The organism is Homoserinimonas sp., assembly GCF_056262345.1.
The window spans coordinates 1-12,412 of record NZ_JBACFR010000002.1; the positions used below are offsets into that span (position 1 = coordinate 1).

Annotated in this window: 14 protein-coding genes and 1 pseudogene; all 15 read left to right on the forward strand. The window is 65.5% G+C overall.

What is annotated here, in order from left to right; genetic code table 11:
• Positions 1 to 261: pseudogene (locus tag AC062T_RS00025) on the forward strand (flagellar FliJ family protein); the annotation flags it as partial.
• Positions 258 to 1,682, forward strand: a complete 1,425-nt coding sequence (locus tag AC062T_RS00030; RefSeq protein WP_476026213.1) for a flagellar hook-length control protein FliK — start codon at positions 258 to 260, stop codon at positions 1,680 to 1,682. The pseudogene AC062T_RS00025 and the gene AC062T_RS00030, both read left to right, overlap by 4 nt.
• 21 nt (positions 1,683 to 1,703) lie before the next feature.
• Positions 1,704 to 2,126, forward strand: a complete 423-nt coding sequence (locus AC062T_RS00035) for a flagellar hook assembly protein FlgD (RefSeq protein WP_476026215.1) — start codon at positions 1,704 to 1,706, stop codon at positions 2,124 to 2,126.
• A 32-nt stretch (positions 2,127 to 2,158) separates the two neighbouring features.
• Positions 2,159 to 3,337 (forward strand): flagellar hook protein FlgE, encoded by a 1,179-nt coding sequence (locus tag AC062T_RS00040; protein ID WP_476026217.1) that lies wholly within the window; start codon positions 2,159 to 2,161, stop codon positions 3,335 to 3,337.
• Positions 3,338 to 3,513: 176 nt separating this feature from the next.
• Complete coding sequence (locus tag AC062T_RS00045) at positions 3,514 to 3,810, forward strand: flagellar FlbD family protein (RefSeq protein WP_476026220.1); 297 nt, start codon at positions 3,514 to 3,516, stop codon at positions 3,808 to 3,810.
• The gene (locus tag AC062T_RS00050; protein WP_476026222.1) at positions 3,810 to 4,676 is read left to right on the forward strand and encodes a motility protein A; all 867 of its coding nucleotides are present in this window, start codon (positions 3,810 to 3,812) and stop codon (positions 4,674 to 4,676) included. Before AC062T_RS00045 ends, AC062T_RS00050 begins: the two co-directional genes overlap by 1 nt.
• Complete coding sequence (locus tag AC062T_RS00055; protein ID WP_476026223.1) at positions 4,673 to 5,509, forward strand: OmpA/MotB family protein; 837 nt, start codon at positions 4,673 to 4,675, stop codon at positions 5,507 to 5,509. The genes AC062T_RS00050 and AC062T_RS00055 overlap by 4 nt, the downstream gene beginning before the upstream one ends.
• A gap of 143 nt (positions 5,510 to 5,652) precedes the next feature.
• Complete coding sequence (locus AC062T_RS00060) at positions 5,653 to 6,546, forward strand: flagellar motor switch protein FliM (RefSeq protein WP_476026225.1); 894 nt, start codon at positions 5,653 to 5,655, stop codon at positions 6,544 to 6,546.
• Between the two features lie 59 nt (positions 6,547 to 6,605).
• The gene (fliN, locus tag AC062T_RS00065; protein WP_476026227.1) at positions 6,606 to 7,313 is read left to right on the forward strand and encodes a flagellar motor switch protein FliN; all 708 of its coding nucleotides are present in this window, start codon (positions 6,606 to 6,608) and stop codon (positions 7,311 to 7,313) included.
• On the forward strand, positions 7,300 to 7,773 hold the full coding sequence (locus AC062T_RS00070; protein ID WP_476026229.1) for a FliO/MopB family protein: 474 nt from the start codon (positions 7,300 to 7,302) through the stop codon (positions 7,771 to 7,773). Before fliN ends, AC062T_RS00070 begins: the two co-directional genes overlap by 14 nt.
• Complete coding sequence (gene fliP / locus AC062T_RS00075) at positions 7,770 to 8,597, forward strand: flagellar type III secretion system pore protein FliP (RefSeq protein WP_476026231.1); 828 nt, start codon at positions 7,770 to 7,772, stop codon at positions 8,595 to 8,597. The genes AC062T_RS00070 and fliP overlap by 4 nt, the downstream gene beginning before the upstream one ends.
• Positions 8,597 to 8,872 (forward strand): flagellar biosynthesis protein FliQ, encoded by a 276-nt coding sequence (gene fliQ / locus AC062T_RS00080; RefSeq protein WP_108518509.1) that lies wholly within the window; start codon positions 8,597 to 8,599, stop codon positions 8,870 to 8,872. The genes fliP and fliQ overlap by 1 nt, the downstream gene beginning before the upstream one ends.
• A gap of 1 nt (position 8,873) precedes the next feature.
• Positions 8,874 to 9,632: a flagellar biosynthetic protein FliR gene (locus tag AC062T_RS00085; RefSeq protein ID WP_476026234.1), complete on the forward strand. Its 759-nt coding sequence runs from the start codon at positions 8,874 to 8,876 to the stop codon at positions 9,630 to 9,632.
• Positions 9,633 to 10,850: an EscU/YscU/HrcU family type III secretion system export apparatus switch protein gene (locus tag AC062T_RS00090; RefSeq protein WP_476026236.1), complete on the forward strand. Its 1,218-nt coding sequence runs from the start codon at positions 9,633 to 9,635 to the stop codon at positions 10,848 to 10,850. It abuts the gene before it with no gap.
• On the forward strand, positions 10,847 to 12,412 hold a 1,566-nt coding region (locus AC062T_RS00095), incomplete at its 3' end, for a flagellar biosynthesis protein FlhA (RefSeq protein ID WP_476026238.1). The genes AC062T_RS00090 and AC062T_RS00095, both read left to right, overlap by 4 nt.

Here is a 12,412-nt window from a genome sequence, read left to right on the forward strand (position 1 = left end):
ATGGCGGCCGGCAGGGCCTCGTTGCGCAGCGCGCTCTCTGATCTCACCTCGCTCGAAAGCGAGCTGCGGTCGCAAGCCTCTGCGGCCGGCGAGGAATTCTCCCGGGCACGGGCAGCAGCACTCAGCCTCGAAAAGCTCGAAATCAAGCACGACCAGAAGGTCGCGGCAGAAGACCTGGTCGCCGAGCAGGCGCTGCTTGACGAGCTCGCATCGACCACCTGGCACCGCGACAAGCACGAGACAGAAGGGACAACGCCATGAGCATGCTCACCATGCCAACGGCGGCCCCCGGCCGACCGGCGGCGACCGCATCATCGGGTGGGTCGGCATCCGCCGGTGCCGCAGCAGGATTCGGGGAGACCCTCACGGATGCCGTTAAGTCACTCGAGGCGGGTGCCGCCTCGGGTGCCGCCTCTGACGCTTCTTCGGGTACCGCGCGCTCGGCGGGCGGAACGGAGGCCCCCGTCACGGGCCTCGGCTCAGGTGGCGTTGCGGATGCGCTGACCACGGGTTTTGCGAGCGGCGACGCTCTCGGCCTCCCGGCAGGCGCGTCGACCTCGGTTGATAGTGTCGACGTCTCTACAGACGAAGTCGCTGACACGGCGGGCGAGGCCGCAGCAGACGAGGCCGCACCAGGCGAGGGTGCAGCTGACCAGGCGGCGACGATGCCTGCTGCTGGATCCGAGTCCGCCTCCGCGGCAGCGGCGGTGTCGGCGCGAGCGGCGCTTGCTGCGGCAACCGGCCAGCGGGATGCCGGTGCCGACCCGGCAGCGATGTCGCTGGATGCCGAGGGTGAGACTGCGATCCCTGGCCTGAAGAACGACGCTGGTGCGGGACTTGGCGGTGCTGCAGCAGAGTCTGCTGGCCACGCCGGGCTTGCCGGTGCCGGCTCAGCCGCCGCATCAGCCGCCGCATCTTCCGCCGTGGCATCCGGCGCTCCAACCGTCGCCGCGGCCCCCTCGGCCAAAACAAGCACTCCGCCGGCCGCCGCAGGTGCCGTCTCGGCAACAACCGCAGGTACGCCTTTCGCTGAGGCCGCGGCCCCAACCGCTCTCGTCGCACCCGCCGCGGCAGCCGTCTCGCCGACTGCGCCCGCGGTTGCGGCATCGGCCGACGCGCTGCCCACGATCGCACCCCTCGGGCAGACCCAGCTCACGCCGACCGTGGCGGCGCAGCCTGCAGCCCCCGCGGCCGCGGCCCCGGCTCCCGTTCCCCAGGATTTCAGCGCCCAGCTTGCCAAGCCGATCGCGCTATTGCGCGGCGCCGCGAGCGGCGAGCACGTGATCACCGTTAACGTCACTCCCGAAAATCTCGGGCCCGTGACAGTGCGCGCACACATCGCTGCCGACGGAATGCGCATCGAACTCATCTCGCCCAGCGAGGCAGGGCGCGAAGCTCTCAAAGCAATTCTCGGCGACCTGCGCCGCGATCTTGCGGGGCTCGGCGTGACGACCGGCCCGCTGACGGCGGCCGGAGGGAGCCAGCAGGGACAGGGCCAGCCGGGGCAAGCGGCAGCACAGTCGACCCTCGACCTGGCGCAGGGACAGGCGGGCCAGCACGGCTCCGCCACACCCGGCACGCCCGACCGAAAGCCGGCAATCGCCGCCACCGACCTCGGCGAGAGCCGCGACATCCGCAACCTCGATGGCACTGCCCGCACGGGCATTGACGTGCTGGCCTAACCGGCACCCGAAAGGAAAACAATGACCGTCGACGCGACCTACGCCGTGCAGAGCAATGGCATGTACACGGGCAACACCGCCACCCGCGCCCCCAAGCAGACCATGGACAGTGAGGTGTTTCTCTCGCTGCTCGTGACCCAGCTGCGCAACCAAGACCCCAGCTCGCCCATGGACACCAACGCCATGATCGCCCAGACCACCCAGCTGGCGTCGATGGAGCAGCTCACCACCCTCACGACCCTCAACGAGGAGAACTTCTCGCTGCAGATGCGCATTGCTGCGGCGGCCCTCATCGGCCAGCAGGTCAGCTACAGCACACCAGACGGCACCAAGATCACGGGCACCGCCGACTCCGTCTCGTTCTCGGGCCCCATCCCCACCGTCTCCATAGGCGGCAAAGACATCGCACTCGACGTCATCTCCGGCGTCAAGCGCACCTCCTAACTTCACGAACCCACAACTGAAAGGGCAAACCCATGCTTCGCTCGCTCTACTCCGGAATCTCCGGCCTTCGCTCACACCAGACCATGCTCGATGTCACGGGCAACAACATCGCCAACGTCAACACCACCGCGTTCAAGGCCTCGGCAACCCAGTTTCAAGACACGCTGTCGCAGCTAACGCAGGGTGCGGGCGGCCCGCAGGCCGAGCAGGGTGGAACCAACCCCGCGCAGGTCGGACTCGGAGTGCGCGTCGCCGGCATCTCGACGAACTTTGCCCAGGGATCGGCCCAGGCCACCGGCAAGTCGACCGACATGATGATCTCGGGCGACGGCTTCTTCGTCACCCGCGTCGGCAACGACATGCTCTACACCCGCGCCGGCTCATTCGACCTGGATGCTCAGGGTCGCCTGGTCACGCCCGATGGCGGCATCGTGCAGGGGTGGTCGGCAGTCGATGGCACGATCATGGACGGCGGTGCGATCGGCAACATCACCCTCCCGCTCGACGCGATCTCCCCCGCGGTTACGACAACGGAGGCGACGTTCGGCGGCAACCTGCCCTCCGACGCGACCGACGGCACCCAGCTTGTGCGGGACACCCAGGTGTTCGACGCCAACGGGCAGGCGACGAACGTGACCTTCACGTTCACCCGCAACGGCGCCAACTGGGATGTGTCGTACGACAACGCGGGCGTCGACACGGCCCTCGGCAGCCTTACCTTCGTCAACGGTGCGCTCACGACCCCGGGCACCTTCGCCCTCGCCGCCCCGGCGATCGACGTTGATATGACCTCCCTCACGGGCTTCGCCGGCATGACGACGGTCGCGGTCGCCAGCCAGGACGGCCGCCGCGCCGGCACGCTCGACTCGTTCACGATGGCGTCGGACGGCACTCTCATCGGCTCGTTCAGCAACGGAGCCTCCGAGGCGATCGGGCGCATCGCGCTGGCCAACTTCACCAACCCCGGAGGTTTGGAGAAGGCCGGAAACTCCACCTACCGCGCCACCTTCAACTCGGGCAACGCCGAGCTGGGCACGCCCGGCCAGGGCGGACTCGGCACGGTTACCGCCGGAGCCCTCGAAATGTCGAACGTCGACCTCTCGCAGGAGTTCACCAACCTCATCGTCGCCCAGCGCGGCTTTCAGGCGAACGCCCGCATCATCACCACGTCCGACGAGGTGCTGCAGGAGCTCACGAACCTCAAGCGCTAGCGCGCGAAGGCGGCGGCGCGGCGATGTGATCGCGCCGCCGCACCCTCGCGAGAAGGCCGGCGCCGAAGGGTGTCGGCCTTCGTCGGTTTACGCCTTACGGCGGGCGACCGGCGGCCGATAGTTACACGTGCAGGCCCAGGACGGGCGGCGAACACTAAGACCTATGGATGGGCACGATGATAGTTGTCACGCGTTTGAACGATCGCCAATTCGCGATCAACCCTGATCTCATCGAGCGCATTCATGTGAACCCCGATACGACCCTCGTGATGGTCGACGGCGCCAAATACATCGTCACCGAGTCGATGACAGAGGTCATCGACCGCATCGCTCACTACCGAGCGAGGGTCATTGCCCTCGCTCACTCCGGTGCCGCAGTGGACTCCGGTCCACAGCTCGGCATCGTTTCTGATCTCGACGACTCTGCCGACCGCACTGAGCAGGCCGTCCCGCTTCGCCCGAGGAAGATCTGATGGACCTCGCAACTATTGTCGGCATCCTCATCGCTTTTGGTTCCCTCTATGCGATGATCACCCTCGAAGGCGCCCATGTTGAGGCGCTGCTGCTGCCAGCGCCCATGGTGCTCGTCTTCGGCGCCACCATCGCCATCGGCATTGCCGGGGGCACCATCAAGGACTTCATCGTCTCGGCCAAGGCCGTTCCCGGTGCCCTCAAGGGCAGCAGCTACAAGCCAAGCCAGGTGATCGACCAGGTCGTCGGGCTCGCCGAGAAGGCTCGTAGCGAGGGGCTGCTTGCCCTCGAACAAGAGGCCGATAAGGTTTCGGACCCGTTTCTTAAGGGAGCCCTGCAGAACATTGCCGACGGCACCGACGGCGAAGAACTGCGCATGATGCTCGAGGACGAGATTGAGTCGAAGACCAAATCAGGTCGCACGGCATCAAAGTTCTTCGGAGCCCTTGGCGGCTATGCCCCGACCGTGGGAATCATCGGAACAGTGGTTTCGCTCACCCACGTGCTCGAAAACCTGTCCTCGCCCGATTCGCTCGGCCCTATGATTGCGACCGCCTTCGTGGCAACCCTGTGGGGACTGCTCTCGGCAAACTTCATCTGGCTGCCCATCGGAACGCGCATTCGCCGTCTCACCGACATGGAAGCGGAGCGCATGACGCTGCTGATGGAGGGCGTGCTCGCCGTTCAGTCCGGCAGCCAGCCGAGGATTCTGGGGGAGCGCCTGCGGGCCATGGTCCCCTCCGATGCCTCGGCGAAGGGCAAGGGCAAGGCAGGCAAGGGCGGCAAGGGCGATAAGTCCAAGGCTCCCAAGGCCAAGGGAGCAAAGGGAAAGGGAGCGGACTCGGCGACTAACAAGGAAGCCGCATGAGTCTCTCGCGCCGCCGCAAGAAGGCGGAAGAGCCAGAGGAGCATCCCGACGAACGCTGGATGGCCTCCTATATGGATATGGTCACCGTGCTGATGTGTATGTTCATCGTGCTGTTTGCGATGTCGTCGGTGGACCAAGACAAGTTCGAAGCCCTCAAAAGCTCGCTCGCGACGGGGTTCGGGCAGGACCCGAGCGAGCTGATCGACGTATCAGGCGGTGTCATCGTGCCGGCCGAACTGGTGTCAGAAACCGGGGAAGGCTTCACCGAGTTGCAGCTTGCGCAGCAGGAAGTTGCCGAACTCACTGCCCTGCGCGAGCAGATCCGCACCAACCTCGAAACCACAGGTCTTGAGAACACCGTGTCGTTCACCATCGACGAGCGCGGACTCACCGTGCGGCTCGTCGGCTCCGAGACATTTTTTGCTACCAACCGCACCGAGCTGAGCGGCACCGCCGTTGGCGTGCTGTCGGCCGTCGGGCCCGCCCTCTCGACCACGACCTACGGTGTCTCGGTGGAGGGTCACGCCGATACCCGCCCGAGCCATAGCCCCTATGCCACCAACTGGGAGCTATCGTCTGGCCGAGCCACGAACGTTCTGCGCTACCTCGTCGAATCCACGGGAGTCGCTGGCAACCGCATCGGCTCGGTCGGCTTCGGATCTGCCAGACCCCTCGTCCCGGAGGTGTCACCGGAGGCCCAAGCGGCCAACCGTCGGGTCGACATCGTCGTCCTCTCCGACCTGCCAGAAGCGGTTCGTGCCCTCATTCCCGATGTCGTCTCTGGCGGAATTCCCGCCGAGTCGCCCGCGGTCGTGGTGGAGGGTGCCGGCTGACGCACCCACCTCCCGCCTAATGTGACGGCCATCACTCGAGAGCCACCGTTCTGCGGCATCGTGAACCCAGATGCTGCAGAAGTTTGTCGCCCAGTCGGCGGCCTGGCCTAACCCCTGAGCCTCCCCTGCCGATAGTGCTGGATGTGACGGTCCAGAAACACACCAGCGGCGGCATCGTTGAGCGCCCAGGCAACGCAGTCGTATACGACTTTCGTCGCCCCACCACGCTCGCCCGCGAGCACGCCAGAGTTCTTGAACTCGCGTTCGAGACATTCGCGCGCCAGTGGGGAACCCAGCTCACCGCCAAAGTGAGGGTGCTGTCGCAGGTCACCTGCCGGCAGGTGCTGATGTTCTCCTACGACGAATACGCTGCGGCTCTGCCCTCCACCACGGCGATGGTGCTGCTCTCGATCGAGGGGCTTTCGGCCAAGGCCGTCATCCAGTTTCCGACCTCCGCTGCGCTCACCTGGGTGAGCTTCATGCTGGGCGGGCGCGGCACCGTAGACGTTGAGGAACGCAAGTTCACGCAGATCGAGCAGGAACTCGTTCGCCGCCTTATGGACGATGCGCTCGAAGACCTGCGGTACTCCCTCGGTGCGCTGCTCGTGCGCAAGGTCGCCGTCGACGGCTTTCAGTACAACTCGCAGTTCGCGCAGGCCGCAGCCACAAGCGACCTCATGATTGTGGCGAGCTTCGACATCAAGGTGGGCGAGTCCATCGCCGTCGCAACTCTTGCGGTTCCCTCTGAGGTTCTCCTGCCTCAGCTTGGCGACGCCAACCCCACGAGCGCTGTCGCCGATGCCCCCCGCTCGATGCGGGCACAGATCGTCTCGGCCCCCGTTTCGGTGAGCCTGAGGCTCGAACCGGCCATGGTTCGCCCGAGCGCCGTTCTCGGGCTCTCTGTCGGCGACATCCTGCCGATTCCCCACCCCCAACATCGACCGCTTGAGGTCGCCGTAGAGGGCACCCACTTCGCCCACGCGGCACTGGGGTCGCACGGCTCCCGCCTCGCGTGTGTCGTAGTGGCGACCGACTGAGCGCGCCCGCGCTCGCCCACGAACTAGTAACACTGCCCCACCACAGCTGGAGGACCACAATGGCCACGACAACAACCACCCTGCACCAGGCCGCCGCCGATGCGCTCGTTCAGCACCTGCCGACGACGGCGATTCTGACGCCGAAGCACACCCTGCAGGTCGGAGCGCTCGCCGGCCGGGTCGGTCACGCGCTTTCTGCCTCGTTTGTCGGTGAATCATCCGCCGACATCGCGCTCGTTCTTCTCGACTCAGAGGCGCTTCAGGATGCCGCCGGCACCGACTCCGTCGTCTCGCCCGGCGATGTGGTGCGGCCTGCGCTCGACGCTGCCTCTGCCGTGTTCGGCACCGGCGTGCTGGGCGACGTTGTCGAGAGCGATGCTGGCGCGCTTTTCGCCGACCGCGAGGCTGTCGTCTTCGAACTCACGGGAGCCGATGGGGTCGCCGGTTGGTTCGCCATTCGCGTTCGCGACTCAGGCGTTGTTGCTGGCCCGACCCGCAAAACCGACGAAGAGGTTGTGGGCAAGCTCGGCCGCATCAACAACGTCGAGATGGCGCTCACGGTGGAGATCGGTCGCACCCGCATGTCGGTGCGCGATGTTCTCGGGCTCGAGCCCGGCGCCGTGATCGAGCTCGACCGCTCCGCGGGTGCCCCCGCCGACATCCTGCTCAACGGCCGCCTCATCGCGCACGGCGAGATCGTGGTCATCGATCAGGACTACGCCGTTCGGATCACCACGATCCTCGACCTCGCGGATGGCGCTGCCTGATATGGACGCCCTTTTCGTCGGCCTCAGGGTCGTCGTTTCACTCGGAGTTGTTCTGGCGCTGCTGTGGTACCTGCAGCGTCGGCTCTCCAAAGGATCGCTGCGAGTGCGCAAAGCCAACCCTGTTGTGGTTGTAGGCCGTCAGACCATTGGCCCCAAAGCATCCGTCGTCGTGGTTGATGTCGAGGGCAGCAGGCTCGTGCTGGGAGTCACTGACGGCGCCATCACGATGCTCCAGTCGGCAGAGGCCCCGCAGCCTGCGGACTTTGAGCAATCGATGGATGCCGCCGTCGCCACCTTCTCGCCGCTCACGGCCGTCGAACCGCTCCCGGCTGCCGAGAAGCCCGTGCCCGCCGCGGTCGCCGCATCCTTCGCGGGTGCAGGCAAGGGCCCGCTCGCGGGCTCGATCCTGTCTCCCGATACCTGGAGGCAGGCGGCCGCCGCGCTGCGCAGAACCCCATGAGCGCGGTTTCGCTCTCCCCACGCACCGCAGGAATGCTGCGCACCCTGGCGCTCACCGCACTAGCGCTCGGCTCCGTCATTGCGATGACCACCCTCGGCGCGCAGGCCAGCTTTGCCGTAACCGACCCCGCAGACCCCAACGCCCCGTTGGCGCCGGGCACGGGCGGTATTTCGATCGATATCAACGGGCCAGACGGCACTCCGTCGTCGTCGGTTCTTACGCTCATCGGCATCACGCTGCTCTCCGTCGCGCCCGCTCTGCTGCTGATGATGACGTCGTTCACCAAAATCTTTGTCGTGCTGGCGATGACTCGCAACGCGCTCTCGCTGCCGAGCATCCCGCCCAACCAGGTGCTGGCCGGGCTCGCGCTCTTTCTCTCGTTGTTCATCATGGCGCCCGTCGTCGGCGAGATGAATGAGGTCGGCGTTCAGCCCTACCTCGACGGCACCATCGACTTCACCCGGGCGCTTGAGCTCGCATCCGAGCCGCTTCGTCAGTTCATGCTGGCCTTCACGCGAGAAGAAGATCTCGCCCTCATGACCAGGGCTGGCGGCCTCGAGAACCCCGAGGACATGTCGGCCGTGGAACTGACCACCCTGATCCCCGCGTTCATGATCTCCGAGCTGCGGGCCGCCTTCATCATCGGCTTCGTCATCTTCGTGCCGTTTCTCGTGATTGACCTTGTTGTTGCCGCAGCGCTCATGTCGATGGGAATGATGATGCTCCCGCCCGTCATGATCTCGCTGCCGTTCAAGATTCTGCTGTTCGTGCTCGTCGACGGTTGGGGGCTCATCATTACCTCCCTTATAGAGAGTTACAGCTAATGGACTCTGCCGCGGTTCTCGACATCGCCCTCCAGGGGCTCCTGGTGGCGGCCAAGCTCTCTGCCCCCGTGCTCATCACCGCCCTCACGGTGGGTTTTGCCATCTCGCTTTTGCAGTCCATCACGCAGATCCAGGAGGTCACGCTGTCATTCGTGCCCAAGGCGGCGGCGGTGGGCATCGCCCTCCTCGTCTGCGGCCACTGGATGATCAGCGAGATCGTGGGCTTCACCCACCGTCTCTTCGACACGCTCCCCTCCCTACTCAGCGGGGGATGACATGTCCCTGGAGCTCAATCTCGCGTGGATAGAAGCCGTCATGCTCGCCGCAGTGCGCATGACGGCCTTCATCGTGATCGCTCCGCCGTTCTCCTACCGTGCATTCCCCGCCCGCATCAAGGCGATGCTGGCGATCGGATTGGCCCTGGCCGTCTCCCCCAAAGTCACCGCCGACTATGTCTCGCCCAGCGGGGCCGAGTTTCTCGGGTCCCTCGTCTTTGAGCTGCTCACCGGCGCGGTTCTCGGCTTTCTGGTGTTTATCGTCTTCTCCGCAGTGCAGTCCGCCGGAGGCCTCATCGACCTCTTCGGAGGCTTTCAGATCGCCCAGGCATTCGACCCGGGAACCCAGATCAACGGCGCCCAGTTCTCCCGCTTCTTTCATATGGCTGCCATCGCCCTCCTGTTCAGCTCGGGGGCCTACCAGCTCATCATCGGCGGCCTCACCCGCAGCTTTACAGCGCTGCCCCTCGGCGGTGCCATCGACCTCGGCTCCAGCGCGGAGATCATCGTGTCGTCGGTCAGCCAGCTGTTTCTCGCCGCCATCCAGATCGCCGGCCCCCTGCTCGTCATTCTCTTTCTTGCGGATGTCGGCCTGGGTCTGCTCACCCGTGTCGCCCCGGCGCTCAATGCGTTTGCGCTTGGGTTTCCGCTCAAGATCTTTCTCACGCTCACGCTCTCCGTCGTGGTCTTCGCCGCGCTGCCGAGCGTGGTGGCCAACCTCACGGGCGACGCCCTCGACGCTGTCATGGGGGTGAGGTAAATGGCCGAAGAGCCCACAGGCGAGCGCACAGAACAAGCAACAGAAAAGCGCATGAAAGAGGTGCGCGAGAAGGGCAAGCTTTCCAAGTCTCAGGACCTCACCGCATGGGTGGGCATCGGTGCCGCCGCCGTGGTGATTCCCGTCACAATTTCGGCCGGATCCGATGCGGGATCCGAGCAGCTCATCACGGTTGCCCGCGTGATCGCGACGCCAGAGCCGGGGCTCGCGGTGGCCGCCCTCTGGGAGGGCATGAACTCCGTGCTCGCGACCCTCGGCATCATGCTCGTCGCCGTTCTCGTGGCCGTCGTGGTGGCGGCCGCAGTGCAGGGCGGCATCCAGCTCAAAAAGTTCGCTCCCAAGTTCGAACAGTTCAACATGGTCACGGGTCTCAAGCGCACCTTCGGCATGCAGGCGCTCTGGCAGGGAGCGAAGGCGCTCTTCAAGACCATCGTGGTCGGCGTTGTGCTCTACAGCGTGATCCAAACCCTCATGCCCACCCTCATGGCGTCGGGCGCGCACTCCGTTACGGCGCTGCTGGGTGAGGCGGCGGGCGGGGTCGCATCATTGCTGCAGTTCGCGATTCTCGCGGGACTCGTGCTGGCCTTCGCGGACGTTTTTGTTGTGATGAAGCGCAACCGCAAGCAGACCCGCATGACCAAAAAAGAGGTCACCGACGAGAACAAGCGCTCAGAGGGTGACCCGCTCATTCGGTCGCAGCGCCGCGCCCGTCAGCTCGCCATGAGCCGCAACCGTATGATCGCGGCGATCGGCGATGCGGATGTCGTGATGGTCAACCCAACGCACGTCGCCGTTGCCCTCAAATATGAGCCCGGCAAATCTGCGCCCCGAGTTGTTGCCAAGGGTGCAGACATCATCGCCAGCCGCATCCGCGAAGAGGCCGAGAAAAAGGGTGTGCCCATGGTGGCGGATATTCCGCTCGCCAGGGCGCTGCATGCGGCCTGCGATATCGGCGACGAGATCCCCCTCGAGCTCTACGACTCCGTGGCTCGCGTGCTCGCCTTCGTCATGGCGCTCAAGAAGCGCGGCGCAGCGGCAGGCGTGCACACCATGGCCAAGGCCGCAAGCTTTGGCGGTGCAGCCCTCGTTGGCGCAGCGCCGCGCCCCTCACTCACTTCTCGTGCTTCTTCTGGCATGCCCTCTGCTTCTGGCATGCCCTCTGCTTCTGGCATCTCTGGCTCAGCGAAAGGCCTCGCATGAAACGCTCACTGACGTTGTTCGCCATCCCCGTGGGGGTGGTCGGCATCATCCTGCTCCTCGTGGTCCCCGTGCCCGCGGCGTTGCTCGACGTGCTGCTCATCGTGAGCATCCTGTTCGCGCTCGTGATTCTGCTCACCAGCATGTTCGTCAAGAAGCCGCTCGACTTCTCGGTGTTTCCCTCGCTGCTGCTCGTGGCGACCCTGTTTCGACTCGGCCTCAACGTGGCATCCACCCGTCTCGTGCTCGGCGAAGGCTATGCCGGCCAGGTGATCGAGGCATTCGGCCACGTTGCCGTCGGTGGCTCGCTCATCATCGGCGCCGTGATCTTTCTCATCCTCGTGGTCATCCAGTTCGTGGTGGTCACGAAGGGTGCCGAGCGTGTCGCAGAGGTCGGTGCCCGCTTCACGCTCGACGCCATGCCCGGCAAGCAGATGGCGATCGACGCCGACCTCAACGCCGGCCTCATTACCGACAACGAGGCGCGGGAGCGGCGAGCATCCGTCGCGGCGGAGGCCGACTTCTACGGCGCCATGGACGGTGCCTCCAAGTTCGTCAAGGGCGATGCCATCGCTGGCATCGTCATCATCATCATCAACGTCATTGGTGGCATCGCCATCGGAATGGTGCAGCGCGGCCTCGAGCTCGGCGAAGCGGTCGAAACCTACACGCTGCTGACCATCGGCGACGGTCTCGTCACGCAGATCCCCGCGCTGCTCATGGCGGTCGCCACAGGCATGATCGTTACCCGGTCCAACGCAGAAGCCGACATGGGCACCACGGCGTCGGGGCAGCTCACCCAGTCGCGCCAGGCGCTCATGATCGCCGGATGCGCCGCCGTGGTCATGGGGCTCATCCCCGGAATGCCGATTCTGCCGTTCATGGCGATCGGCGGGTTGCTCATGATCGCTTCGCAGCGCATCAAGGCTGGCGAGAAGAAAAAGCTCATCATGGAGGAACAGGCGGCGCTGGCACCCGTCGACCCCAAGTCCGAAACAACAGAAGACCTCATCGACCAGATGCGGGTGCACGCCCTAGAGATCCAGCTCTCGCCTGACCTGGTCGACCTCGTCTCTGGTGCATCCGATGACCTCCTGGCCCGCGTTCGCGCGCTTCGCCGCAAGATCGCCTTTGAGCTGGGCATCGTGGTTCCGCCCGTTCGCACGCGCGACAGCGTCGAGCTGCCCTCCGGCACCTATGTGATTCGCATCGCCGGGGTCGAGGCCGGGCGCGGCATCGCTCCGCGGGGCCGGGTGCTCGCGCTCGGCGACAACCTCGATGGCCTGCCGGGGGCGAGCACCGTAGAACCCGTGTTCGGGCTTTCGGGCAAATGGGTGCCCACCGAGATGCGGCACAGCGCCGAAATGGCCGGGGCCACCGTGATCGACCGCACATCGGTGCTCGTGACGCACCTCTCCTCGCTTGTCACCGCCAACGCCGCCCGACTGCTCAGCCGTGAGGATGTTCGCATGCTCACCGAGGGCGTCAAGCAGGTGAACCCCTCCGCCGTTGACGAGCTCGTGCCCACCCTGCTGAGCCTCGCCGAAGTGCAGCGGGTCTTGCAG